This is a genomic window from Mucilaginibacter sp. Mucisp73 (assembly GCF_059491465.1).
This window is the reverse complement of the sequence record NZ_CP168507.1, coordinates 6,177,964-6,202,426: the sequence shown is the minus strand read 5'-3', so window position 1 is coordinate 6,202,426 and position 24,463 is coordinate 6,177,964. Positions and strand designations below refer to the sequence as shown.

25 protein-coding genes are annotated in these 24,463 nt (G+C 42.9%); 13 read left to right on the top strand and 12 right to left on the bottom strand.

Translation table 11 applies throughout. The features are described from left to right. Position 1: 1 nt before the first annotated feature. The 3 genes from ACEN82_RS25745 to ACEN82_RS25735 form a co-directional block, all read right to left on the bottom strand. The gene (locus ACEN82_RS25745) at positions 2-934 is read right to left on the bottom strand and encodes a sce7725 family protein (protein WP_413321300.1); all 933 of its coding nucleotides are present in this window, start codon (positions 932-934) and stop codon (positions 2-4) included. An 11-nt stretch (positions 935-945) separates the two neighbouring features. Further along, positions 946-1,827 carry a sce7726 family protein gene (locus ACEN82_RS25740; RefSeq protein ID WP_413321301.1) on the bottom strand — a complete coding sequence of 294 codons (882 nt, stop codon included), beginning with the start codon at positions 1,825-1,827 and terminating at the stop codon, positions 946-948. 199 nt (positions 1,828-2,026) lie between these two features. Continuing rightward, on the bottom strand, positions 2,027-2,410 hold the full coding sequence (locus tag ACEN82_RS25735) for a (deoxy)nucleoside triphosphate pyrophosphohydrolase (RefSeq protein WP_413321302.1): 384 nt from the start codon (positions 2,408-2,410) through the stop codon (positions 2,027-2,029). A 700-nt stretch (positions 2,411-3,110) separates the two neighbouring features. On the opposite strand from ACEN82_RS25735, the gene ACEN82_RS25730 reads away from it, so the two are divergent. Then, positions 3,111-4,052 (top strand): NADP-dependent oxidoreductase, encoded by a 942-nt coding sequence (locus ACEN82_RS25730; RefSeq protein ID WP_413321303.1) that lies wholly within the window; start codon positions 3,111-3,113, stop codon positions 4,050-4,052. Positions 4,053-4,818: 766 nt separating this feature from the next. Here the strand turns inward: ACEN82_RS25730 and ypfJ are convergent. Further along, a complete protein-coding gene (gene ypfJ, locus ACEN82_RS25725) occupies positions 4,819-5,673 on the bottom strand; it encodes a KPN_02809 family neutral zinc metallopeptidase (protein ID WP_413321304.1) in 855 nt (284 codons plus the stop codon). 111 nt (positions 5,674-5,784) lie between these two features. Next, positions 5,785-6,483: an SIMPL domain-containing protein gene (locus ACEN82_RS25720; RefSeq protein ID WP_354485348.1), complete on the bottom strand. Its 699-nt coding sequence runs from the start codon at positions 6,481-6,483 to the stop codon at positions 5,785-5,787. Positions 6,484-7,022: 539 nt separating this feature from the next. On the opposite strand from ACEN82_RS25720, the gene ku reads away from it, so the two are divergent. The 3 genes from ku to ACEN82_RS25705 all read left to right on the top strand — a co-directional run bounded on the left by ku (position 7,023) and on the right by ACEN82_RS25705 (position 10,210). Next, a complete protein-coding gene (gene ku, locus ACEN82_RS25715; protein ID WP_112656457.1) occupies positions 7,023-7,793 on the top strand; it encodes a non-homologous end joining protein Ku in 771 nt (256 codons plus the stop codon). A gap of 243 nt (positions 7,794-8,036) precedes the next feature. Then, on the top strand, positions 8,037-8,582 hold the full coding sequence (locus ACEN82_RS25710; protein ID WP_090533509.1) for a YciE/YciF ferroxidase family protein: 546 nt from the start codon (positions 8,037-8,039) through the stop codon (positions 8,580-8,582). Between the two features lie 233 nt (positions 8,583-8,815). Next, a complete protein-coding gene (locus ACEN82_RS25705; protein WP_413321305.1) occupies positions 8,816-10,210 on the top strand; it encodes a hypothetical protein in 1,395 nt (464 codons plus the stop codon). A 7-nt stretch (positions 10,211-10,217) separates the two neighbouring features. Here ACEN82_RS25705 and ACEN82_RS25700 read toward each other — a convergent pair whose 3' ends face one another. After that, positions 10,218-11,384 carry a hypothetical protein gene (locus ACEN82_RS25700; RefSeq protein WP_413321306.1) on the bottom strand — a complete coding sequence of 389 codons (1,167 nt, stop codon included), beginning with the start codon at positions 11,382-11,384 and terminating at the stop codon, positions 10,218-10,220. A 167-nt stretch (positions 11,385-11,551) separates the two neighbouring features. Here ACEN82_RS25700 and ACEN82_RS25695 point away from each other — a divergent pair, with 167 nt between their 5' ends. The 6 genes from ACEN82_RS25695 (at position 11,552) to ACEN82_RS25670 (ending at position 15,618) form a co-directional block, all read left to right on the top strand. Then, positions 11,552-11,707, top strand: coding sequence for a lmo0937 family membrane protein (locus tag ACEN82_RS25695; RefSeq protein ID WP_139160049.1), 156 nt, complete (start codon positions 11,552-11,554; stop codon positions 11,705-11,707). Positions 11,708-11,914: 207 nt separating this feature from the next. Then, positions 11,915-12,715, top strand: a complete 801-nt coding sequence (locus ACEN82_RS25690) for an N-acetylmuramoyl-L-alanine amidase (protein ID WP_413321307.1) — start codon at positions 11,915-11,917, stop codon at positions 12,713-12,715. A 63-nt stretch (positions 12,716-12,778) separates the two neighbouring features. Further along, positions 12,779-13,171 carry a hypothetical protein gene (locus tag ACEN82_RS25685; protein ID WP_090533501.1) on the top strand — a complete coding sequence of 131 codons (393 nt, stop codon included), beginning with the start codon at positions 12,779-12,781 and terminating at the stop codon, positions 13,169-13,171. A 16-nt stretch (positions 13,172-13,187) separates the two neighbouring features. Further along, the gene (locus ACEN82_RS25680; RefSeq protein ID WP_373615659.1) at positions 13,188-13,661 is read left to right on the top strand and encodes an HAD domain-containing protein; all 474 of its coding nucleotides are present in this window, start codon (positions 13,188-13,190) and stop codon (positions 13,659-13,661) included. 61 nt (positions 13,662-13,722) lie between these two features. Beyond that, the gene (locus tag ACEN82_RS25675; protein WP_413321308.1) at positions 13,723-14,604 is read left to right on the top strand and encodes an AraC family transcriptional regulator; all 882 of its coding nucleotides are present in this window, start codon (positions 13,723-13,725) and stop codon (positions 14,602-14,604) included. 72 nt (positions 14,605-14,676) lie between these two features. Next, complete coding sequence (locus ACEN82_RS25670; RefSeq protein WP_413321309.1) at positions 14,677-15,618, top strand: nitrilase family protein; 942 nt, start codon at positions 14,677-14,679, stop codon at positions 15,616-15,618. A 176-nt stretch (positions 15,619-15,794) separates the two neighbouring features. Here ACEN82_RS25670 and serS read toward each other — a convergent pair whose 3' ends face one another. Continuing rightward, positions 15,795-17,066: a serine--tRNA ligase gene (gene serS / locus ACEN82_RS25665; protein WP_413321310.1), complete on the bottom strand. Its 1,272-nt coding sequence runs from the start codon at positions 17,064-17,066 to the stop codon at positions 15,795-15,797. 137 nt (positions 17,067-17,203) lie between these two features. Between serS and rsmI the strand changes: the two genes are divergently transcribed. The 3 genes from rsmI (at position 17,204) to lnt (ending at position 20,041) form a co-directional block, all read left to right on the top strand. After that, on the top strand, positions 17,204-17,935 hold the full coding sequence (gene rsmI, locus ACEN82_RS25660) for a 16S rRNA (cytidine(1402)-2'-O)-methyltransferase (protein WP_413321311.1): 732 nt from the start codon (positions 17,204-17,206) through the stop codon (positions 17,933-17,935). A gap of 31 nt (positions 17,936-17,966) precedes the next feature. After that, positions 17,967-18,182, top strand: coding sequence for a hypothetical protein (locus ACEN82_RS25655; protein WP_413321312.1), 216 nt, complete (start codon positions 17,967-17,969; stop codon positions 18,180-18,182). A 224-nt stretch (positions 18,183-18,406) separates the two neighbouring features. Continuing rightward, complete coding sequence (gene lnt / locus ACEN82_RS25650) at positions 18,407-20,041, top strand: apolipoprotein N-acyltransferase (protein ID WP_413321313.1); 1,635 nt, start codon at positions 18,407-18,409, stop codon at positions 20,039-20,041. A gap of 19 nt (positions 20,042-20,060) precedes the next feature. Here lnt and ACEN82_RS25645 read toward each other — a convergent pair whose 3' ends face one another. The 5 genes from ACEN82_RS25645 to ACEN82_RS25625 all read right to left on the bottom strand — a co-directional run bounded on the left by ACEN82_RS25645 (position 20,061) and on the right by ACEN82_RS25625 (position 24,459). Next, positions 20,061-20,642 (bottom strand): TetR/AcrR family transcriptional regulator, encoded by a 582-nt coding sequence (locus ACEN82_RS25645; protein WP_413321314.1) that lies wholly within the window; start codon positions 20,640-20,642, stop codon positions 20,061-20,063. 100 nt (positions 20,643-20,742) lie between these two features. Then, positions 20,743-21,492: a glucose 1-dehydrogenase gene (locus ACEN82_RS25640; RefSeq protein ID WP_413321315.1), complete on the bottom strand. Its 750-nt coding sequence runs from the start codon at positions 21,490-21,492 to the stop codon at positions 20,743-20,745. Positions 21,493-21,857: 365 nt separating this feature from the next. Further along, positions 21,858-22,724, bottom strand: a complete 867-nt coding sequence (locus ACEN82_RS25635) for an N-acetylglucosamine kinase (RefSeq protein WP_413321316.1) — start codon at positions 22,722-22,724, stop codon at positions 21,858-21,860. Then, entirely contained in the window at positions 22,721-23,101 is a 381-nt protein-coding gene (locus ACEN82_RS25630; RefSeq protein ID WP_091176071.1) for a response regulator, read from the bottom strand. The genes ACEN82_RS25635 and ACEN82_RS25630 overlap by 4 nt, the downstream gene beginning before the upstream one ends. A 41-nt stretch (positions 23,102-23,142) precedes the next feature. Then, entirely contained in the window at positions 23,143-24,459 is a 1,317-nt protein-coding gene (locus tag ACEN82_RS25625; RefSeq protein WP_413321317.1) for a TolC family protein, read from the bottom strand. Positions 24,460-24,463: the final 4 nt, after the last annotated feature.

Sequence of the window (24,463 nt, the reverse complement as noted above, 5' to 3'; positions counted from 1 at the left end):
TTTATATTAAAGAATGGACTAGTTCTATATGGTGCATTACAGATAGCTTTTTTATAGTACCAAGCCCGGGATAAGCTCCTCGCTCATAAAGATCTCTAAATGCGTTTGTGGCAATTGTGCTTATTTTTCTATCGTCTATAAAATCAATTAGCTTACTTAAGGCTTCTGCAAACTTTCCCGCCGTATCGGCATCATCATCATTTGAGTCAGAAACAAAATGTTTTATTCGAATATTAGATTCTTCGTCTAAATATGTTAAGTGTATAACAACAGCCCAAGGCAATCTACCTCCATCTATAAAGGCAGAACCAATTGTCAAGTAATCCCCAAATCCTACAAACCCCTCATCTTCGTAATAAAGATGATCTGTAGAGAAATTCTCGTCGTTAATATGAACGTAATCTGCATTTTTCGTCTGTCGATTAAATGGATCTGATAGATAAACAAGCGTCTGTTTCGGAAAATTTCGTCTTAATGCAAATATGTGCTCAACTTGAATAATATTATATTTGCAGTTAGTAGATGATACTATAGTTTTTAACTCCTCAATGCCTGCAATTTGATTAAGATGTAAAAGGGAATAACCACTACTATCAAATCCGAACTGTGTCAAAAAGGTTTTGAGTAAACCTAAATCCCTATTTGTTGAAATAATAAATGCGGGTATGATATTTTGATAACCGAAATTATGTAGAGCCTTAACTAACTCTGCAATTACCTTACTACCGCTTTTGATTTCGCCGTATTGTGGATTAATTATCAGGTGGAGTTTAATATCTCTTGAAATCGTTTTCACCATCGTAAGAATTGATCTCGTGTCAGTCTTTAATGGTTCGATTACGGGAGAGATTTTAGCAGATTCTAAAGGTAGAGCAGCCAATTCCCGAAGCGCTAACAATTCAAATTGCTTCCCGCGTAAATAAGGAAAATACATGATTCAGGTTATTAAACCAAGCAAGACAACCTCGCTGGTAAAGCAAGGTACTGCTTTTCGGTAAAATTCACCAAATAACAAAAGAATTTAAGATAATCAGGAACATCGTTGTTCAATACTAACTTATGTTCCGATCGTATACGGCCTTTAACTGATGTTAGAAAATATTTTTGCAAAACAGATGCATCAATATCGTTAACTATATTTAAGCATTCCTTATAGAGCTTAACTTGAGTAGTTACAGGAAGTTGTCCGTTGATTTTTTTTACTATATCCAAGAACTCCCCTTTTCGTAAAGATTTCATCATTACTAAATTATCTAGTCTTGTTTGATCTATAATAGCATCTCTTGAAGTATAAAGAGAGTAATCGCCATTAAATTCAATTAATCCAACACGTTCGTCCACAATACTTTTATATTTAGCAGCAAGAGTATGGTGAGTAACTATATAAACTTCTGAAAAGGCCTTATAGTAATCATTTAATTGAGTCTTAAGTCTTTCTGGGCTATCAAGCTCCGTTTTGATTTCAAAGACTTTATTAGTTCCGTTTACCAGAACCATATCAGCAACAGACTTGCCAATCCTAAATTCGTTTAAGATGATTGTATCATCAAGTGAGTATTTTTTTAAAATAAAATCGCTGAGCAATTTTGTCTTGTAAATATATTCGTGACGATAACCCTCTTGCAAATGATCATAAGATAAGTTTATCAATTGTGATAAAGTGAAATCTACAGGTAACGATATCCCTCCACTCTCAATTACCTTTCTCAACTGACGGGAATATGTCTTTACTCCTGACGGTGAAATCATTTTTTGAAAGCCGGCATTAGAAATTAACCGAGCTAAAAGCCTAGAATTAATTTGCAAATTCGGGGTAACTGGATGCATAATGCAAAGATATTAACAATTAAATATAAAGATAACACTTGGATGGTTATAATGATTTGTGGTTCTTTTTACCATCGACTTTTATATACGTTTGTAAGTAGTGCTCAATTAATTTAGTTTTGTAGTAAGAAATGTATTGCCGACGAGTTTTGCAGGCGACCTTTTAATTCATGATTCAGAGCAGACAAAGTTTATCTGCCTAGCTCTCCATATACCACCTAACAATAGGCACATCCGCCTCCGCCCAATCCAAAGCTAATAATTCACCTTTAGGCAGCCATTTAAAATCAAGATGCTCTTTTAACACAATCTGCCCCGAAGTAATCCTACAAACAAAAGGGATCAGCTGTATGGTAACGTTAGGATATTGGTGTGTATTGGCCGGCAAAGAGGCTACTATTTCAACATCCACATGAAGCTCTTCCTTAATCTCGCGGATAAGGCACGCTTCGGCGGTTTCGCCGGGCTCAATTTTACCGCCGGGGAACTCCCATTTTAACGGTAGACTCATGGTTGCGCTCCGCTGGGCGGCAAATACAAGTCCGTCGGCATTAACAATGATAGCGCATGTTACTTTGATCACGTTTCTAAGATAAGAGTTTGGGGAAAGAAACAAGACGACAATGTGAAGAAGCAAGACAGTAGAAGGAAAGAAGCAAGACGGTAGAAGGAAAGAAGCAAGACGGTAAGAGTCAAGAAGTAAGATAAGAACCATGACATATTGTTATCAAGCCCAAAACAAAAGCGCGTTGGGCCGACAAAAAAGCGGGCCTGGGAGTATAGCCTTGCGGGTGGAAGCATTTTTTTGTCTTGATGTTTGGTTAATTGCATCTAAGGTAAAGTAAAGTACTCCGTCCGGCCAACATAGCCGTTAACTTAACGAAAAACTCTTCAAAAGCAGGGAATGTGCGACTCCCCTCTTGAGAGGGGTGGAGGGGTGTGTTATTCTACGTGCAGCTTATCGCTTGTATAACACACCCCTGCTCCCGCTCTTTCCCACTACGCCCCCTCTCAAGAGGGGATTTTAAAGCGCATGTGCTAAATTAATCTCTTAGGTTAACGGCCCTCGCCCAGCCAGGAGGTCGACGATGTTTGTTAGTTACAACAAGGTTTAAACATAATGATGTATACCAATTTACCACGTCCTTTTCCACCCCACAAAACCAGAACTAAAATATGGAGCTTAGGATGTATGCCCCAAAACACTAAATTATATTCCCCGTTTATACCATATATTTTATTTACCATGGTATAACTTTGGTATCAAATGAATACATCGAAATATGAAAGCAATAATTTTAAAAGACTTTGGCGGGGTTGAAAACCTGGTGCCTGCCGAAATACCTGTACCAACCATAGCTGCCGATGAAGTACTGGTAAAACTGAAAGCCATCAGCATAAACCCTGTGGATGTTAAAACCCGCTCGGGGAAAGGCGTTGCCGGGCTTATTAAGGACGAATCTCCGATTATATTGGGCTGGGATATTTCGGGCGAGATCACCGAAGTGGGCGCGGATGTTACCGGTTTTAAACCCGGCGACGAGGTTTTTGCCATGATAGATTTTCCTAAAACCGGTAAAGCCTATGCCGAATATGTTAAGGTTAAAGCCGATGAACTTGCACTGAAACCTGCCGGCGTCAGTCATGAGGAAGCTGCGGCAGCTACACTTGCCGCGCTTACTGCCTGGCAGGCTTTCCACAGCAATGCACCTGTTAAACCCGGCGACCGAGTACTGATCCACGCCGCATCAGGCGGGGTTGGTCATTATGCCGTGCAGATAGCCAAACATTTGGGCGCCTATGTTATCGCCACTTCTTCGGCTGCCAACCGCGATTTTGTGTTGGGCCTGGGTGCCGATGAGCATATCGACTATAAGGCACAGCCCTTTGAAACCGCTACCGGCGATATCGATTTTGTGCTTGACACCATTGGCGGCGAATACATTGACCGCTCGCTGAAGGTGATGAAAAAAGGCGGCACTATTATAAGCATCGTCTCCGGCATGAACGAAACTGTTACGCCCAAAGCCAATGCATTGGGCATTAATGGCCACAACACCCGAGTAAAACCCAATGCCGAAAACATGAGCACCATTGCCGGTTTGCTGCAAAAAGGGATTATTAAATCGCACGTATCCAAAGTATTTCCGTTTGAGCAAATGGCCGATGCGCATTTGCAACTGGAAAGCGGGAGGACGGTTGGTAAGGTGGTGCTGACGTTTTAATCCCTCTTCATTCCCCTCTTGAGAGGGGGCGCGATGGAAATGTGTGATGGCAGGGGTGTGTTTATGCGATTGGCTTATCAAAGCAGATCGCCCCCGCAGTTCCTCTCAAGAGAAAAATCGCAGATGGTTCGCGCTATCGCTTAATAATATTTAGTTGTATTTAACTAACATTGGCCCGCTCAATTGCCGCGGGTGGCTGTTACTTTTGTCTTGACACAAAAGTAACCAAAAAGTCAAGTCGGCAGGGAGGCTTCTTCGCCGCACGGCCTTCGCCCGCTTGCCTTTCCCTGCCTTTACCCCGCAAAGCGAGCAGAACCACGGGCTGCAATTATTTTGCCCTGCTTCGCCCGCTCATGGCCCTCGCTTCTGCAAAAACTTGCTATGCCCCTGCAGCCGCACCACCCACCATTGTTCTGCCCGCTTTCGCCCGAAGCTTACCTGCTGACAGTTTGGGAAAAGAAGCAAGACTGTTAGAAGTCAAGAAGCAAGACGGTAAGAGTCAAGGAGTAAGATAAGAACCGTGACATATTGTTATCAAACCCAAAACAAAAGTGTGCTGGCCCGACAAAAAAGCGGGCCTGGGAGTATGGCCTTGAGGGGGGAAGCATTTTTTTTGTCTTGATGTTTGGTTACTTTGCATCTAAGGTAAAGTAACTGGCCTCCGCGGCCAAGAGCGGACGATGTAAGTTATAAAACCACAAAGCTCGTCCCTGCCCCAATGCACATCCCACCAATGAACAAACGAACTACTGAACCAATAAACTAATCAATCCAAATCCCCATTGCCAAAAGTATCTCCCTGGTTAATATCCCCGGTGTCGAAACCTTTTTTAAACCAGTACATCCGCTGGGCACTGGTGCCATGGGTAAAACTATCGGGCTCTACATGGCCCTGTGCTTGTTTCTGTAGCCGATCATCACCTATAGCGTTGGCCGCGTTCAGGGCTTCTTCAATGTCACCTTTATCAAGCACGTTTTTCATGGTTTTTTCGTAATGCGCCCAAACGCCGGCATAAAAGTCGGCCTGCAGCTCCAGCTTTACCGAAAGTTTGTTATATGCGCGTTCGCTCAATCGTGAGCGGGCCTCGTCCATTTTTTGTGAGATCCCCAACAGGTTTTGCACATGATGGCCTACCTCATGCGCTATTACATAGGCCTGCGCAAAATCGCCGGCGGCACCGAAACGGTTCTTCAACTCATCGTAAAAAGAAAGATCAATATATACCCGCGAATCGCCGGGGCAATAAAACGGGCCGCTTGCCGAGCTGGCATTACCGCAAGCCGACTGTACATAATCGCTAAATAGGGTTAAACGCGGCTTTTCATAAGTACGGCCCATGTCGTTAAACAGTTTTGTCCAGATATCTTCGGTATCGGCCAAAACCACGCGCACAAATTTCTTGCCTTCATCTTCGGGGCCGTTATTAACGGTTTGCTCCTGCCGGGCCGGCTGGTTGGTTGCTACCTGGTTAAACAGCGCCGAAGGATCGACCCCTGTAAAAAAATAAATAGCGGCCGCTATAATACCAAGTACGCCACCGCCAATGGCTAACCTGCCGCCGCCACCACCACCGCGTTCATCATCTACGTTATCGCTTTCGCGTCTGCCAAACCATTGCATATGCCCCCCGGCCCCCTAAAGGGGGAGCCCCTAAGCACAATAATAAAAAAAGGCCTCGTTTGTTTGAACGAGACCTAAAGTTTTTTCAACCCCCTTGAGGGTACGAGCCGATTATTTTACAATCTCAAATACGGCCTGGATCTGGAAACTTAGTTTGATGTTTTTGAAACTGATATCCGAATCGCCAACATTGCTATCTGCCGAAGCTTTGAATGTCATCATATTGGCGGCATACATGCGCGGCTGCGGGAAGCTGCTGTTATCGCTTTCGGTAATATTGATGGCGCCACCCAGCTTTTCACCAAGGGCAGCCAACAGGTAAGTCGCTTTATCGCGGGCGGCCAACAGGGCTTTGATTTTAAGGTCGCGCTTTAAATCGGCCATTTTTGAATAGTCGTAACTTTCAATATTGGTTGATTGGATACCTTTAGGGTCAATTTTCGACATGATCTGGTTAAACTTATTCAGGTCGCGCACACGCAGGCCGTATTGTTTGCTGGCCAAAAAGTCGGGTGCTTTTTTCTTTTGATAGGTATTGTTCCAGGCAGATACATTGTTCACCGTAAAATCTGACGATGGAATGCCGGCATCTTTAACGGCTTTTTCCAGCTGGTCTTCCAGGTCGTTAATGGCAATGTGCTTTTTGCCATCCATGTATTCCTGTAGTGATATGGTTACGTTTATAATATCAGGAGTAACCTCCTGCTCGGCAATGCCGGTAACTTCAATTTTACGCCTAAGGTCAACGTTTTGGGCAAATGCGCCAATGGTAGTTGCTAATAGTGCGGCAAGGATAAATAGCTTTTTCATGTGTATATTATTTGATGTTATGACTAAGGTAACGTATGTTTAGTTTAATGTGTAACAGTAAGGCTACAATTAATTGCTAAGCCACTGGTATGCTTGTAAATAAACCGGCGGGTGGTTTTGTTTGGGAAGAAATAAATGAAAGTCTTTCCTGAGCAGAGGAAGGAGCCATTGCACAGGTGTGTCATCAAGTTAAGGAAATCCCCCAGAGGGGGTACCGGGTTGTAGCAATATAATTATACCAAAACAACCGTGCCAGAGGTACGGAACACCGGAATTGTGTACCCCTGGCACACTAAAATTTTTATTATTTATTTATTTCTACAAACCTTTTGCACCTCTGGTGCAACTTGTCTATCTCTTAACTTAATGACATTGGGTTGCAGAGGTATGTGTTTCACCCACATCTAACCTTCTTTTACTGCCCCCCGCCACTCCTCGCAAGAAGGAATCGCGCAGCCCCCACTTTTGATATATCGCCCCTCCCTTCAAACCCTTTACCTTTTTAATAGTTATACTACAACGCACTAATTTATTTGGTTATGAGATCGATATGGAAAGGTTCGATAGGTTTTGGGCTGGTGAGCATCCCCGTTAAATTGTATTCGGCAGTACAAACCAGCTCGCTTGATTTTGATATGCTGGACAGCCGTGATCATGCACGCATCCGTTTTCAGCGGGTAAACGAAAATACCCACAAGGAAGTCCCTTACGATAAAATTGTAAAAGGCTATAAGCTTGATGAAGATTACGTGATCATGGACGAGCAGGACTTTGAAGATGCAGCGCCCGAAAAAAGCAAGGTAATTGAAATTGAAAGCTTTGTAGATATTGCTGATGTAAACCCCATGTTTTACGAAACATCATACTATACCGAGCCCGACACCAAAAACAACAAAGCCTATGCCCTGCTTATCCAGGCACTTACGCAATCAAAAAAAGCAGGGCTGGCCCGTTTTGTACTGCGCAGCACCGAAAGCCTTTGTATCGTTCACCCGCTTAAAAATGTACTGGTGGTAACCCGCATCCGTTTTGGACAGGAAATTCGTGACACGGAAGATCTTAACCTGCCCGATAAGATTGAGGTAAGTAAAAAGGAACTGGATATGGGCCTCACCCTGATCAACCAGTACGCCGAAGATTTTGATGTGTCTAAATTTAAAGACGAGTATAATGATGAGTTGCTCAGGATCATCGAGGCCAAATCAAAAGGCAAACGCGCCAAAGTTAAAAAGCTTAAGCCCCGTAAAACAGGTAGCGATGATTTGTACGACCAGCTGATGGCCAGTTTAAAAAGCAAGAAAGGGGCTTAATGAAGCCGGAAGTACGGAGTTGAAAGTTTTAAGTCTGTAATTGAATTATTCCTCAAAAAGAGTCAACATGTGTTGTTTTCAGAACTCATGATTGGAAATGTTTGGAAAGCTATTTTTTTAAGAAGATAAAATCCTTCTGACAACACGAATAAATTATCCTAATAATTAATTTTATTTTTAAAAGAATAAATTTTGGCTTTGTGTTTGTAGTGCTTATTTCACAAAAACATTAAAACATCTATCATGGCAACTACTAAAGTAAAAACACCCGAACAAACTAATGATGTGCAGGAATCGGCACTGAATGAATTATTTATTGATGAATTAAAAGACATTTACTGGGCCGAAAAACATCTTACAAAAGCACTGCCTAAAATGGCTAAAGCGGCAACATCCGATGAATTACGCTCGGCTATCGAAAACCACCTGGCCGAAACCGAGCGGCAGGTGATTCGTTTGGAAGATGCCTTTGCTTCTATTGGCCAAAAAGCCGTGGCTGTAAAATGTGAAGCGATGGCTGGCCTCATCAAGGAAGGTGAAGAAATTATATCAGAAACCGAAAAAGGCAGTATTACCCGTGATGCCGGTATTATTTCGGCGGCTCAAAAAATTGAGCACTACGAAATAGCGTCATACGGTACCCTCCGCACGCTGGCCGGCGTGCTGGGCTATGACCATGCGGCCGAACTGCTTGATTCAACCCTGCAGGAAGAAAAAACCTGCGACAGCCTGCTCACTCAAATTGCCGAAGCCGGTATCAACCAGGCATCAAAAGCCGAAAAAGCTTAACGTTTATTAGTTTTTTAAGAGCGGTCGTGGGGGAATTATTCCTTGCGGCCGTTTTTTATTTGAGCGTGTTGTTGCTAATCGATGAACTTAGCGCATAAGATTTTTCCTCGTTCGTCGTCGAAATAACATTTCACTTTATATTAAACAGCACCAACGTTAATTACATATTAATTAAAGCATTGCCACAAACAATAAGCGGCAAACACGGTTTACCAACAAAAAACCGACGCCCTATGAAACAATTCCTCCTGGTACTATTCGCCTTTTTATTTTGCCTTTACGATAATGTTTTTGCCCAGGATAAATTAGATGGCGTTTATGCCGGATGCGAGTTTTCGCCAAGTCCGATATTTGGCGGAGGCATGAACAGAACTGACGTTGCTATATTATTCAGACCTGATGGTACTTTCAATTCTTCGCTTAACCGTGCCGACTGGCAAACCAACGTGAGCGGACATTACACCATAAGCAAAGGCGAGGTAACACTTAAATATACCAAAAGCTCGTCTGTTTATGGCATAACCAAATATGGAAGCCTTTCCAATTATGCACATGAGCTGTTTAAACTTCAGGGGAACATTATACCTCCGGGCTATTACTCGTTCATCAGCGCTATGGGCGGTGGCGGCGCGGCCTATGGCACAACTTATGTAGGCGCTTTAAGCACACAGGGATTGAATTTCGACGGCAAGGGGCATTTTAGCAATTCGCGCTATTCGGGCTCAGTTGTGGCCGGCGAAAATGTTGGCGGTGGCAGCTCAAGCAGCCGGGACGGCAGCGGCACTTATAAAATAAACAAGGGGGTACTTACACTTACCTATACCGATGGCCATACCGAGCTACACAGCTTTTTTTGTGATATGGGCGGTAAAACCCGCATGGCTGTAGTTGACGGGCGGGTATTTTTTGTAGACAATGATGATAATATCACCGCTAACAATACCCAATCATCAACCGCTGCTAAAAAAACTTCCGAAAACTCCGCCGCAAATACAAGCAATGCCGCCGTGCCAAATGGGAAAACCCTGCTTTTGAAAGCCAATGCCGCACACGGAGGCGACAAACTGAATGCATTGAAAACCGCCCGGTTAACAGGTTCCGTTTCGGGGTTAAAAGTTGTTGAGCTGATTGATATTCCCAATAACAAGGTGCGCGTTGAAATATGGAAAAACGGCAAACCGGTTTCGGTGCAACAAACTGAAGGCAGTAACGGATGGCAATGGAGCAGCGGCAACAAGTCCGATCTTCCGGCCAATAACGTTGCCGAGATAAAAACCGCCTTATACACCGGGGTTATTGGGTTACGCAGATCATCGCTTGATCAATTGCAGATCATCAATACACAAAAAATCCCCGATAATGATATGTATACGGTTCAATGCAGGTTAAATGGCAACGAATACGTGTTTGCTATAAATAATCAGAACCAACTAATGGCTTACGGCTATAAGGTAGGCGACAAAACCCTGTTCGCTATGCTATCAGATCTTCGGCCGGTACAGGGTATTACCATTCCGTATCGTGAGGCCACAACAAGCGGCCAGCAAAAGCTCAATATTCAATACGACAACATGGATGTAAACCCTGTTTTAGACGGGCAAAGCTGGGCAGTGCCGGCTGGAAACTAAATTCCATTCAGGTAGATAATTTATTTGGCTTCAGGTACAGATAATCATTCTTAAAATCGAGGATCATATTGAATCGTTTTAAAAGACCGTTCCCCAAATAGTTAATCTCAAAACCCATCGGGTTTTTATTGCTCAGCATAATGGCCGGCACATTACTAACAGGGAATCCATTGAGCCTGAACAATGGTGTTTCTACAATCTTCATTTCATATTTTACCCCGCGCGGATCGCTGATGGTGGATGACTTGATGAGTTTAAGATCCCTGGGGAAATTATTTTTACCAGCCCATTCACTATCGAGTATCAATGACTGTTCGGATCCCGTATCCATAGAAAAATTGCCGGTATATTTTTTGCCGCCTATTTCAAACGTACCGGTAACATATGGGAACGAATGGATAAAACCAATCTTCGAGCGTTCATAACCGTTTAAGTTTTTAGGCATTTTATTACGGATGATGATACGGTTGTTATCATAATCAACCTCTACCTGTTTACCCTCAAACAGGTTCCAGCCAAAACGGCCGTCCATTCCAGTCGAGGTTATGTTTGTGGGCAACATTTCCAGGTTATGCCAAACTGATGTGCCGATTTGCAACTTCAAGGCTTTGCTCATTTCATTAAAATTCGGCTTTGCTTTACCGGCCAAAACATCAGCCTGGTTAGGCAGCAGTTTCGTTTTATTTAATATGGCATCCCTTGTTAAATGAAAGTCAAATGAGCTTAGATCAAAGTGAAGAGATAAAGTGTCGGTATCATTCATCACTGCCTTTACTGCAATGGCATTATAGGCTGTAAGTTTAAAGGGAATAGTATCGTTTTTGCTGATTCGGGCTTCATGTTCATCCGCCGGCGGTATAGCGCTTGCTATTTGCGTATAACATGAATCCTTACCGTTAAGCAGGATAACGAAGTTATACCTTGTGCCGGGCTTAACCTTTATCCTTATCGAATCGATATCTGTATAAAATGTAACCCATTTAGTTTCCCGGGTCCTATCGGCAGTATAAACGTCCGGTCGTGTTTTTGGCGAAAGCGACCATGCATTTTTATCCAAAAATCCGCCGTCATTAATCGCTACTTTTTTGGAAGTGGCTTTGATTACCGGCAGTTTCGACTGGCCAAACACAAGCCCGGCGGGCAGCAGGCAGATAAGCAGCAGAAAATATTTCATCGTTTTTATGAGGTAAGGTGCCTAAAGATACACCGGGAATAAATCTTTACAAAACACAACGTTAAATGAACTGCATCTCCCCCTAAAAAACACAAAATTTAAAACTTTTCAGTGGTCACAGTTATTATACTAATATCTATGAAAATCATTAATTAAAACAAAGTATTATGAACTCACTCCTGTATATCATTGCAGTCATCCTTATAATAGGATGGGCAATCGGCGTATTTTTTACAACGGTAGGCGGCCTGATCCATATTTTGCTGGTGATAGCTATTATCGCGCTTCTGTTAGGCGTAATCAGGCGGTCGACAGCTATATAAGGCTGCTAAAAATATAAAAACAGACAGGCTATCTCGAAGAGATAAGCTACCTTAACCTTGATTCGCTTGATTTGCGGAGTACCTGATAAAATCAGAAAGTCTTTAAATCAAATGGATCAAGGTTTTTTGTATACTTGTTTAAATCATCAGGGAGAAATCTTTAATCAGGAGAATCAAGGTTTGAAAAATATATACATTTTATTATTTATGGCAGTTGTAGCCACCATCAGCGCATGTTCGCCTAAAGTACAACCCTTCGCTGCCACTAATAAAGTATACCACAACCAAACCGATTCATTGGTAGAGGTAATTAGCCGCGAGCAGCCGGCCATGCTGGTTGACAGTGCGGGAGGCGCCATCCCTTCGGAGTGGGTTGGCACCGTGAATTTCAACCTGCGCAAGCCCAACTATGTCATTATACATTACACTGCCCAGGATTCGGTTAAACAAACCCTCAATACTTTTACCGTGGTAAAGCCGCAGGTAAGCGCGCACTATGTGGTAAGTAAAGACGGCAAGGTTTACCACATGCTGAATGATTACCTGCGGGCCTGGCATGCCGGCATTAGCAAATGGGGTAGCATTACCGATATGAACAGCTGTTCCATTGGCATCGAAATTGACAATAACGGGCACGAGCCTTTTAATGATATACAGGTAAAAAGCCTGCTGGCTTTGTTGGCTCAATTAAAGAAAACCTACAACATTCCGCAGGCCAATTTTATAGGGCACCAGGATATAGCGCCACTACGCAAACCCGATCCGGGGCCATTATTTCCGTGGAAATTGTTAGCACAAAAAGGTTTTGGGTTTTGGAGAGAAGAGTTGCTGGAGCTTCCGCCGGATAATTTCGATTATGCTACCGCGCTTAAGCTGATTGGCTATGATATCAGCAATCTCCCGGTAGCGATTGTTGCCTTTAAGCGTCACTTTGTACAAACGGATGAAACACCTGTTATGACCCAGCTGGATTTGAATATTCTTTATAATGTTTACAGGAAGTATTAGCCCGCAGGCTCTAAGGAGGAAGTGGAAATTGCTTTAAAAGCAACCTAACTTTTATCACATAAAATGAAAAAAATCACACCGCAGTTTATTGTGGAATTTATTGCAACTAATAATATTCCTTTTATTCCAACGCAATCCAGATTATCTATACCCATAATCTCAAGAATGTGTAGCAAGATGGAACATCATGTAAAATTTGGCGAGATAAAAATATGCGGCAAATTGATTATAGATGGGCATCACAGATACTTAAGTTCTTTGATCATGAATTTTGAGCTGGGACAAGTGGCGACTAACTTAACGTCGGCAACCAAAGAAACCCCATGGAACCAAATTGAGTTTGATGAAAATGATTGGGATTCTGCTGCAGGAATTGAACACCTAAATAGATTAGACGCGGAGTACAATAAATTAGAATTGGAATTTTTAAGACGAATAACATCTAATGACGAATAAGTAGTAATTTTGTATTATGTTGATTTTATTAGATATAGATGGAGTATTAGTCCCAGCAAACTCGTGGAAGAAACCTGAGTTTATGCCCGACGGCTTTCCCGTATTTAATTCAAGGGCGGTAAAGGCGCTTCAACATATTATAGCGGAAACTAATGCCTCTGTAATATTAACTACTTCACATAAATCGAAGTATAAAGTCGCCGAATGGAAAGATCTATTAAAGACGAGAGGGATTAGCCCTAAAAAGGTTCACCGACTGACGACAAATAGTTTAAAAAAGACACGTACTGAAGAAATATTGGAATGGTATAAAAAGAAACATCAACCGAGTCAAGAGTTTGTGATTATCGACGATGATAAAATGCTAAATGGATTACCTGAAAATATAAAACATAACCTTGTTTTAACCAGCCCATCGGTAGGGCTCACGGAAGATCTTGCAGAAGATGCCATTTCTATTTTAAGGAACAGGAATTTTACTTTTTCTTAATTAAACAATAATATAAAGCCTCGGCGCAATGCACCAGGGCTTTATTATGATCTTTTTTAACATGTCATGGGTGAAAGCTATCGCCTACGGTTCCACATTTTTATTTATTTTTAGGATCTGGCTCAACATCACCATGCAAATAGCACCACATCCTTTGCTTTCGGGTATCGTTAAGCACTATTTAATTATAGCGCATAATCAGCGGGTTGCTATGAATTACCGCCTGTTTTCGGACGGTAATCCGGGGATGGTGTTTCATTTAAAAGATCCTTTACTCCAATATAACCAACAACATACCCTTGCCAGCAAGCAACCTGGCAGCTTTGTTTACGGACAAATAACTCATTATAATAATATTACTTCGGTTAGCGAACTGGCTATGCTGATTGTGGTTTTGCAACCTAATGCTTTGTTGCCTTTACTTGGTGTGGCGGCCCATGAGTTAACTAACAATACAGCACCATTAAAAGATCTTTTCGGGCAGGAAGCCCTTGATCTTGAAGACCGTATCGCAAATGCTGCTGACCTCCCGGCGGCGGCGGCATTTGCCGAACAATTCTTATTAAAAAAAACAGCTTCGAAAGCTAAACACGCAGGTATTACAGATCGGGCCATAAACATCATTCACGCAAACAAGGGTATTATTAACGTTAAAAATTTACCTGATGTGATACCTGTAACCGAACGGCAACTTGAGCGCAAATTCAATGAGGAAGTAGGTCTTTCTCCTAAAAAATTTATTGATGCCGTTAAGTTTCAAACCTATCTCAAACAACTTCAAAAACTCACCTCAATAAAAGAGCTAAACTCATTGAGTTATGCCTGCGGATATTACGATCAGGCGCATCTTAATCACTTTTTCCGGAAACACACAGGCGTTACTCCCCTGCAATACAAAGCCAATCACAATCTTTTGGCAATAAACTTTATGCCGTTGGTTTAAAATTGCGTTTGTCGGTTTTTTACAATGCTTTTCGGTATAGCTCTGGTAGTTTTGAAAAAAGATGATCAGCGTATGGAAAACCTAACAATCGCCACTGCTCAATTTGAAAACAGAAGCGGTGATAAAGCCTATAATTTATCAGTTATTGAAAAAATGACAGCGGATGCCGCGGCACAAGGTGCCCAAACAATAGCTTTTCATGAATGCTCGATAACAGGCTATACCTTTGCCCGCAAATTTAATAAAACACAAATGCTTGACCTGGCCGAAGAAATCCCCGGTGGACCGAGCATCGCTGAATTAACCGAGTACGCCCGGCGATATGACATCGCTATACTGGCCGGTTTGTTTGAAAAGGACAAAGAGGACAACCTGTTTAAAGCTTATGTATGCGTTGATAAAACCGGGATCATTGCCAAACATCGTAAGCTACACCCTTTTATCAACCCACATCTTTTACCCGGCACAGCATATACCGTATTTGATTTGTATGGATGGAAATGCGGCATATTGATTTGTTATGATAATAATATAATTGAAAATGTACGTGCAACTACCCTCCTCGGTGCACAGGTTATTTTTATGCCGCACGTCACCATGTGCACACCATCAACCCGACCGGGCGCCGGTTTTGTTGACCCAGAATTATGGGAAGACAAAGAAGCAAATACAGTGTTACTTCGCCAGGAATTTGATGGTCTTAAAGGCAGGCAATGGTTAATGAAATGGTTACCTGCCCGGGCATACGATAACGCAATTTATGCAGTATTCGCCAATCCGATAGGCATGGATGATGACCAGCTGAAAAATGGCTGCTCCATGATCCTCGATCCTTACGGCGATATTATAGCCGAATGCCGATCATTAGACAATGAGCTTGTTTTGGCTGAACTAACCGCCGATAAACTAACCAAAGCGGGAGGCTATCGTTACATCCAGGCCAGGAAGCCCGAACTATACCGGAATATTATCGGCCGTGAACATGAAAGCTTTCAAAAAGTGGTTTGGCTTTAGGCCTTAACAACTTGCGCTCATTTGTAATGAGCGCTTAATCTGGTTTGGCTATTGCATCGCCAGTCGCGTTATAAACGCTAACCCATGTTTAAACCATCGCAAGAAAAAAAATGCCCCGGCACAACAAATGTACCGGGGCGCTATGCTTTTGACCTCCTCCTTTAGGAGGCCGGGGGCTAATCAATCCATTCAAACTTCGTATAAGGCACAAGCACCTCAGGCACTTTAATACCTTTTTCAGTCTGGTTGTTCTCTAACAAAGTAGCAACAATTCGCGGCAGGGCCAGCGCGCTGCCGTTTAGCGTATGTGCTAACTGCGTTTTACCATCGGCATTGCGGAACCGCAGTTTAAGCCTGTTGCTTTGGAAGGTTTCAAAGTTTGATACTGATGAAACTTCCAGCCAGCGTTGTTGTGCCGCGCTCCAGGTTTCCATATCATAAGTTAAGGCAGAACCAAAACCCATATCACCGCCGCAAAGGCGTAATACACGGTATGGTAAACCTAACTTTTGTAACAGTCCTTGTACATGGCTGCTCATCAGCTCCAATATTTCGTATGATTTATCGGGATGGGCAATGGTTACTATCTCTACCTTATCAAACTGATGCAAGCGGTTCAGTCCGCGAACGTGTGCGCCATATGAACCGGCCTCACGACGGAAACATGGCGTATGCCCGCAGTTACGCACCGGTAACTGATCTTCTTTCAATATCACTTCACGGTACAGGTTAGTAATAGGCACCTCGGCGGTAGGGATCAGGTACAGGTTATCTACACCTACATGGTACATCTGTCCCTCTTTATCCGGCAATTGTGATGTGCCAAAGCCGGATGCTTCATTCACCATTAATGGTACACTTACCTCACTATAGCCTGCTTTTTCGGCCTCGTCAATAAAATAATTGATCAATGCGCGTTGCAGCTTAGCGCCTTTGTTTTTATATACAGGGAAACCAGCGCCGGTTATTTTAACGCCCAGTTCAAAATCAATCAGGTTGTATTTTGCCGCGAGCTCCCAATGTGGTAAAGCATCGGCAGGTAATTCGGGCCTGCTACCGTTTTCCAATACCACCTCATTGTCTTCTGGAGTTAAGCCTTTGGGTACAGAACTATGTGGCAGGTTGGGCAGCAATACCAGTTTCTGGTAAAGTTCCTCTTCGGTAATGGTAAGCAGGTCGCCGAGCTTTTTGATCTCTTCTTTCCAGGCACCGGTTTTGCCCTTAAGGCCTTCCGCTTCTTCTTTTTTACCGGCACGCATCAGCTCGCCTATTTGTTTTGCAGCTGCATTGGCCTCGGCCGAAACATTATCCATACTGGTTTGAGTGGAGCGGCGTTTATCATCCAGTTCAATTATTTCATCAACCAGTTGGGGCTGTTTAAAATTTTTTACAGCCAAACGTTCCAAAACCTGTTCCCGGTTATCACGGATATAACTAACTTGCAGCATTATTTTATTTTTTAGGCAAAGATATAAATAAGTCGATAGTCCATAGTCGATAGTCCATAGTAATTTACGTTAGCGGTGTAAGCCCGGAACGATGAAGAGCCATGGACCATCGACTATCGACTATCGACTCAAACAACATGAACAATCCCATAGGCAAACTATATTTAGTCCCCACCCCGATAGGTAATTTGGAAGATATGACCTTCAGGGCTATCCGCGTGTTGAAAGAGGTTGATCTGATACTGGCAGAGGATACCCGTACCTCCGCCCCGATGTTGAAACACTTCGATATCCATCAAAAAGTATTCGCGCATCATCAACATAATGAGCATCAATCAAGCAACGAGATCATTAAGTTTTTGCTGCAGGGGAAAAATATCGCGCTCATTTCGGATGCCGGTACACCGGCTATATCCGATCCGGGCTTTTTCCTGGTACGCGAGGCTTTGAAGTTTAATATCGCTGTGGAATGTCTGCCAGGCGCCACCGCCTTTGTGCCAGCCCTGGTTAACTCAGGATTCCCTACCGATAAGTTTTGTTTTGAGGGATTTTTACCGCTAAAAAAAGGCCGCCAAACCCGGTACAAGTTTTTGGCCGAAGAAGAGCGTACCATCATACTATATGAGTCGCCCCACCGTTTGTTAAAAACACTGGATGAAATGGCCACCTATTTGGGGGCCGACAGGCAGATCTCGGTATCCCGCGAGCTTACCAAAATGTTTGAAGAAACCGTGCGTGGCACTGTAGTTGAAGTAAAACAATACTTTGAAACGCACCCCATGAAAGGCGAGTTTGTGATGTGCGTGGCCGGGGCAACGGCTAAACCGGCAAAAGGGAAATATGAAAGGGATGAAGGGGACGAAGAGTAGTTTACTCCATTTTCAAAACATTACTTAGTATATGAAATTGATCATCGACCTTGATAAAATTAACAATCATGAAAAGGAAATGCGGTTGTTGAAAAGCCTGAAGCTTATGGAAATTAAGTTTCAATTGAATGAAGAACCGCAATCCATAATAGCATATAATGAAGATTTGGAGGCAGGGAACGATGATATTGAACAAATGAGGTTTATAAGCGCGGAAGACTTAAAAATGGAAGCGCAGAAGTGGTAATCTCTAAAAGGGTTGTAGTATCGTTATCATAAAGTTCGAACCAAAAGAAGAGGGCAGTGCGATTCCCTCCCCTGGGAGGGTGTAGGGAGGGGTTTCATTAGTAGGCAGCAGTTGTACAAACGTATAACCCCTCCCTGCCATCGCTCATTCCAAACGCACCCCTCCCTGGGGAGGGAATAAAAACTAATTCGTTATCAAAACAGCGAATAAGAATAATATTCTACATGAAAAAAAATCTACCATTAGCCATACTATCTGGCTTGCTTTTATGGATAGCCTGGCCACCTACCCCTTATACTACGTTTTTACTTTTCATTGGCTTTGTGCCTATGCTGCTGGCCATTGAAAACATTATTAACGATGATAAACCTAAAAAAGGCAGGCGGGTATTTAATGTAACTTTCATCGGCTTTTTTATCTGGAACTCATTATCTGTTTATTGGGTTTATAATGCGTTAAAAATAGTGGGCGAGGTTGTGGCCATACCCATTACCCTTATCCCCTATTCGCTTGGGCCGTTGTTGATGGCGACGGCTTTCTGGCTGTATTACCGGTTTAGACTGGTTGCCCCTCGCTGGGTTGCACTAATTGGCTTAGTTTGCTTCTGGATCGGGTATGAATACCTGCATCAAAGCTGGGATCTCTACTTTCCGTGGATGACGCTTGGCAACGGTTTTGCCGTATCGCATCAATGGGTTCAATGGTATGAATATACCGGCGTATACGGCGGCACTTTATGGATCTGGGTTGTAAATATCCTGGCTTTTTTAATTTATACAAACCTTCGCGAAGCTCAAACCAAACGCCACAGAATGGCATTGATCATGGCGATTGTAATTGTTGTAACAGCGCCTCTTGGCTATTCATTATCGGTTTATCATAACTATGTTGAAGAAGTAAACCCATCAAACATCGTTATTGCCCAGCCCAATATAGATCCGTACGAGAAAGATGGTACCATTCCCCCTGCTTCACAACTTGATATCCTGATCCAGCTTTCAAGACAGGTGGCCCAACCCAATACCGAGTTTTTTATATGGCCCGAAACAGCTATCCCCGCACCTGTTTATATTAACGAGGAACAGATAGGCCAAAATGATTTTATTAAGCAGGCCCAGCTTTTTTTACGGAAATATCCTAATGGCAACCTGGTTACCGGCGCCGAAACATACAGGCTATATAACAACAGGTCAACACCAACGGCGGTTCCCTCACCATGGGGCGGCGACCAGTTCGCAGACTTTTACAGCACAGCCCTCAATATTGAAAATGGCGACAGGATTCAAACTTACCATAAATCACGGTTAGTACCCGGGGCCGAATCACTGCCTTTTGGCGATGCACTTTCATTCCTGAAACCCGTATTTGAACATTTAGGCGGTGCCACCGGAGCCTATGCTCCAGAAAAGGATGCAAAAGTGCTTTACTCGCAAAGCGGCATTGGCGTTGATCCGGTGATCTGCTACGAATCAATATGGGGAGGTTACATTGCCCGCTCAGTTAAAAAAGGGGCCCAGTTCATCGCCATTATTACTAACGATGGCTGGTGGGAAAATACCTCGGGCAAGGACCAGCATTTAGATTATGCCAAACTTCGGGCTATCGAAACACGCCGCTGGGTTTGCCAATCGGCTAATACCGGCATCTCGGGATTCATAAACCAACGTGGCGATGTGGTTAAACATACCGAATGGTGGACTAAAACCTCTATCAAGCAAGATATCAACCTTAACAGCGAACTCACGTTTTATGTTAAACACGGCGATTATATCCCGCAAGCCGGCAGTATATTTGCAGGCATTGGCATTGTGTTTTTACTGGGGATAAGATTGAGGAAGAAGCAAACCTTAACGGTTTGAAAACTCAACCCATAAATGGCTAATCAAGTACTGACAGCGTGGTTTTGATAATATCATCAAAAAAAGCCTTGTCGGCTATGGCTTTAGCTGACACCTGCATGCCCCTTACCGCATTCATGATGAACCGGGCCAGCGCAAGGGAATCCTGGGAGTTACGAATCTCACCGCTTGCCTGTCCTTTTTTTATGGCACTAAGAATCGCGTTTTCAAACTGCTGCTCATTCCGGCAAATCAGGTCCTTAACTTCAGTGTCAAGCGAGGCCAGTTCAATTTCAGCATTTACCATGAAACAGCCTTTACGTTGCTCATCCTTTAGCAAATCGCGCATGGTAAGCTCCAAAAGCTTTTGTATAGCCTCTTTGGCCGACGCTGAATTATTGATAATATCACACATCTGGTTTCCACCTGCCTTTTGATAGCTATCTAAAGCTTTAATATATAAAGCGTGTTTATCACCAAAAGTATCATACAGGCTCGAACGGCTTATACCCAAACCGTCAACCAAGTCCTGCATAGAGGTGCCATTATAGCCCTTATGCCAAAAAATGCAAACGGCCTTGCTCAGTACCTCGGCTTCATCAAAATCTTTACTTCGTGCCATAACAGAAAAGCTTTACCCGTTTTGCAGGCAAAGCTATTCATTTTTAATTAATTGTTTAATCTTATACCCCGTTTGTGCTTAACGGGCTTTACCGGCATAATTATCTTACCCCACCACTGGCCAGGATAATTTCGCCGGTTAACCAGCGTGAATCATCAGATGCCAGGAATACAGCAACAGGTGCAATATCACCCGGCTGACCGATACGGCCAAGCGGTGTAGTTTTTTCAAGCTCAGTCTGGAAATCGCTACCTATAAAACCCGCTGTGTGTGTACCTTCGGTTTCAACCATGCCCGGGTTAATAGCATTTACACGGATCTTTTTAGGGCCAAGCTCTTTTGATAAAACCTGTGTAATAGAATCGACCGCACCTTTAGTACCCGTATAAATAGCACTTTGCGGAGGAGTAATACGGGTTACCGTTGAGCTTATGTTAATTATACTGCCGCCTTTATCGCCAAAACTATTTACCGCTCCCTGGGTAGCAAGTAATAAGCCGAGTACATTGATATCAAACTGGCGGTGAAATTCTTCTTCGGTTACAATTTCTATCGGTGTAAACTGGTATACACCTGCATTGTTCACCAAAACATCAACACCACCAAAAGCTTCTTTGGTTTCGGCAAAAAGACGGTCAACATCGGCCTTCTTTGCCACGCTGCCTTGTACGGCGATAGCTTTGCCGCCTTCGGCGGTAATTTCGGCAACCACTTTATCAGCACCGTTTTTATCTGATGCATAATTTACTACTACTGCAGCACCTGCCGAAGCCAGGCTTTTAGCTATACCTGCGCCAATACCTTTTGAAGCTCCTGTTACTACTGCAACCTTGTTTTCTAATTTTTTCATTTTCTGGAAGATTAATTTAATTTTGGATCAATCGTTCCGCAAATATAAACTCATTTTGGAACATTCATTCCTGAATTAATTTTTATTAGGCTGGGATGACAAATGAAGGGGGGACACACTGGCGAACGTAATACAGATTTGTCAATCCAACAATACAATTGTCCATCATAGCTAAAAATTGGTGTCATCCCGAACTTGTTTCGGGAACCCACTGGACAAGCCACATGAAGTATGCTTAGCAAGTGAGGTGCTGAAACAAGTTCAGCATGACGGATGGTGGAGACGTCATTTTACCTTCAGAGTTCGCCGGATTTAATTACTCAGAATGACAGGTGCTTTTTAATCTTGTATGGGTATAATTCAAATTACTCTTCCGTTGCCATTTCATTCCTTTTCAGGATAAAGGCCATTAGGTCATTGATTGGTTGCTTAATGATCTTCCCTGTTTTTACGCCGTGCAGGTGGCACAGAGACACAAGCTCCTCAGAAAACGAATAAGCTATGGAGCCCACAAAGTGGCATTTATACTTGTGGTATTCGGGGTACGATTTAATATTGGTTTCAATAAATTCAACCAAACCGTCAACCAACATGGAATGTCCGTATTCGGTGGCCTTTATTTCGCTTACAAACTTACTGAATGATGCCAGGTAAGTATTGGCATTAGGCTTTTGGTACACATTTTTGATCACGATCTCCTTGTTCAGGTGGTAGGCCTTATCAAATTGCTGGCTGATATCATACGGCATATTACCATATAAAAAATCAGTGATCAGCTTTTTGCCAAACCAGGTGCCCGAGCCTTCATCGCCCAAAACAAAACCAAGGCCATGCTGTCCGTCGTAAATGTCTTCACCATCAAAAAAAGAGATGTTACTGCCGGTTCCCAGCACACAACAAATGCCTTTTTCATGACCACAGGTTGCATAAGCGCATCCAAGCAAATCGCTGTCAACACTGATATAGGCTTTATTAAAATGCGTGCTCAGGGCATTTGATACAATTTCGTGCCGGTCGGGGCTGCTGCACCCGGCACCAAAAAAATATATCTCAGAGATCTCTGCGGCAAGCGCAACCATATCCGGAGCCTGTTCAAGGATGATACGGGCAATCTCTTTTTCAGTTAAAAAATACGGGTTTAGCCCGGCAGTAAGGAACGAACGGGTTTCCTGGTCTGAAACGGTCAGCAGCCAATCAGTTTTTGATGATCCGCTATCTGCTACTAAGATCATTGACAAATTTCTTCGAGCGCTTTAACAGTAAGTGGCTTATGAATAAACTGTGTAATATGCTTATTATCTTCCGAGTCCCTGATATCGGTAGGATCAAGCGATGACGATAACATATATATTTTTATTCCTTTTTTAGCGATATCCAAACCGGCAAATTCGTGCAGAAACTCAAAACCCGTCATTATTGGCATCCTGATATCTAAAAAAATAACGTCGGGGTTTACCGATCCGCTTTTTAACGACTCAATGGCCTCCATTGGCGATTGACGCACAATAATATTTTCGGCAAAGTTGCTGCTTTCCAAAACCCGGCGCGTTATAAAGCTATCAATGTAGTTATCATCAATAAGCATACAGGTTTTGAAAGGCGCGGTCATGATTCAAAAATAAGTTTTTAAACTTACTATTAAAATATTTTTTATCTGATGTTAATACTGTTTGTTATCTGTTTTAACATGATCTCGGCCTGTTTACTTTGGTATTGCGCGGCAAAGAATTTTGATTGCGCGTCAAGATAGTTACGCTGTGCTTCCCTTACCTCAAGCGGGGTAATGTTACCTAACTTATATTTATCAAGCGTAATATCCAGGTTCCTTTTATTAAGGTTTACATTGGCTTCTTCCAGTTTTACCAGGTCAAGGCCGGAAAGGTATGCTACAAACAAGCTGTTAATCTGGCTTTCAATATTCAGTTTGGTTTGCTTGGCGGCAATACCTGCGTTATCAATCTGGATCTTCGCATTTTTTTCGCGGCGGTTTTGGTTAAAGCCATCAAAAATATTGATAGATGCGGTGAGCCCATAATTAAACCCGTGCACGTTTTGCGATACTGTAAAACCGGCAGGTGTTTTGCTATTGGTAAACACATAGCCCGATGTTAACCCAACCTGTGGGTAACGTGTTGAGCGTACCTGCTTAAGGTTGATCTCGGCCAGGCGTTGATTAATTTGCGCTGATAAAATCCCGGGATTCTGTAGCTGCGCATTGTTAAGCACATCGGCCAGGATCAGCTTTTCGTCAACCACAATGGTATCTGCTACCGAAAAATCTGTTTGCAAATCTCGTATCAGCAACTGGTTAAGCTGTATTTTGGTTGATTTGAATAACTGATACTGGATAACAAGGTTACCCGTATCGGTATTCAGGTTTACCTGCGCATTTAACACGTCAAGCCTTGAGGCCCGACCTACGTTAAACTTATCTGTAGCAATACGCAGTTGCGTATGGGAGATCCCTATAGCGCCTTTTAGCGCCTTGATCTGTTCATTTTGACTAATTAAGTCATAATAGGTATTAACTACGTTAGCCACCGTGCGTTGAATAGTATCCTGCAAACGTAAAACGCCAAGTTTATCAAGCTGCTTCAGCTGGTCATAAGTAGCAAACATATTGAAACCATCAAAAATTGTCCAGTTAAGATTTACACCATAGCTATTGTTTGAGTTATGCGCATTAATATTATTATCCTTACCGGTGCTAAGCGTTTGCTTGGTAGACTGCCGGCTATTATTATCCGAAAAGTTTCCGGTTAACTGCGGTAACACGCCTGCGTTACCAAGTGTAACATTATTTGATGCTATGGTTGAATTGTTTTGCGACAACTTGATATTGTAGTTGTTTTTCAGAGCTATTTCAACAGCATCTTTTAAAGTAAGTAAGGGTGCATCCTGCTGGGCTAAGGCCATGGTTGATATCATAGCGAAACAACAAACCAGGCAGGCTATTTTCTTGATCATCATA

Bases quoted from the DNA above. Each gene is read 5' to 3' on its own strand.
- ACEN82_RS25745 (WP_413321300.1), bottom strand. From the start codon at position 934: ATGTATTTTCCTTATTTACGCGGGAAGCAATTTGAATTGTTAGCGCTT.
- ACEN82_RS25740 (WP_413321301.1), bottom strand. From the start codon at position 1,827: ATGCATCCAGTTACCCCGAATTTGCAAATTAATTCTAGGCTTTTAGCT.
- ACEN82_RS25730 (WP_413321303.1), top strand. From the start codon at position 3,111: ATGAAAGCAATAATTTTAAAAGACTTTGGCGGGGTTGAAAACCTGGTG.
- ypfJ (WP_413321304.1), bottom strand. From the start codon at position 5,673: ATGCAATGGTTTGGCAGACGCGAAAGCGATAACGTAGATGATGAACGC.
- ACEN82_RS25720 (WP_354485348.1), bottom strand. From the start codon at position 6,483: ATGAAAAAGCTATTTATCCTTGCCGCACTATTAGCAACTACCATTGGC.
- ku (WP_112656457.1), top strand. From the start codon at position 7,023: ATGAGATCGATATGGAAAGGTTCGATAGGTTTTGGGCTGGTGAGCATC.
- ACEN82_RS25710 (WP_090533509.1), top strand. From the start codon at position 8,037: ATGGCAACTACTAAAGTAAAAACACCCGAACAAACTAATGATGTGCAG.
- ACEN82_RS25705 (WP_413321305.1), top strand. From the start codon at position 8,816: ATGAAACAATTCCTCCTGGTACTATTCGCCTTTTTATTTTGCCTTTAC.
- ACEN82_RS25700 (WP_413321306.1), bottom strand. From the start codon at position 11,384: ATGAAATATTTTCTGCTGCTTATCTGCCTGCTGCCCGCCGGGCTTGTG.
- ACEN82_RS25695 (WP_139160049.1), top strand. From the start codon at position 11,552: ATGAACTCACTCCTGTATATCATTGCAGTCATCCTTATAATAGGATGG.
- ACEN82_RS25690 (WP_413321307.1), top strand. From the start codon at position 11,915: ATGGCAGTTGTAGCCACCATCAGCGCATGTTCGCCTAAAGTACAACCC.
- ACEN82_RS25685 (WP_090533501.1), top strand. From the start codon at position 12,779: ATGAAAAAAATCACACCGCAGTTTATTGTGGAATTTATTGCAACTAAT.
- ACEN82_RS25680 (WP_373615659.1), top strand. From the start codon at position 13,188: ATGTTGATTTTATTAGATATAGATGGAGTATTAGTCCCAGCAAACTCG.
- ACEN82_RS25675 (WP_413321308.1), top strand. From the start codon at position 13,723: ATGTCATGGGTGAAAGCTATCGCCTACGGTTCCACATTTTTATTTATT.
- ACEN82_RS25670 (WP_413321309.1), top strand. From the start codon at position 14,677: ATGGAAAACCTAACAATCGCCACTGCTCAATTTGAAAACAGAAGCGGT.
- serS (WP_413321310.1), bottom strand. From the start codon at position 17,066: ATGCTGCAAGTTAGTTATATCCGTGATAACCGGGAACAGGTTTTGGAA.
- rsmI (WP_413321311.1), top strand. From the start codon at position 17,204: ATGAACAATCCCATAGGCAAACTATATTTAGTCCCCACCCCGATAGGT.
- ACEN82_RS25655 (WP_413321312.1), top strand. From the start codon at position 17,967: ATGAAATTGATCATCGACCTTGATAAAATTAACAATCATGAAAAGGAA.
- lnt (WP_413321313.1), top strand. From the start codon at position 18,407: ATGAAAAAAAATCTACCATTAGCCATACTATCTGGCTTGCTTTTATGG.
- ACEN82_RS25645 (WP_413321314.1), bottom strand. From the start codon at position 20,642: ATGGCACGAAGTAAAGATTTTGATGAAGCCGAGGTACTGAGCAAGGCC.
- ACEN82_RS25640 (WP_413321315.1), bottom strand. From the start codon at position 21,492: ATGAAAAAATTAGAAAACAAGGTTGCAGTAGTAACAGGAGCTTCAAAA.
- ACEN82_RS25635 (WP_413321316.1), bottom strand. From the start codon at position 22,724: ATGATCTTAGTAGCAGATAGCGGATCATCAAAAACTGATTGGCTGCTG.
- ACEN82_RS25630 (WP_091176071.1), bottom strand. From the start codon at position 23,101: ATGACCGCGCCTTTCAAAACCTGTATGCTTATTGATGATAACTACATT.
- ACEN82_RS25625 (WP_413321317.1), bottom strand. From the start codon at position 24,459: ATGATCAAGAAAATAGCCTGCCTGGTTTGTTGTTTCGCTATGATATCA.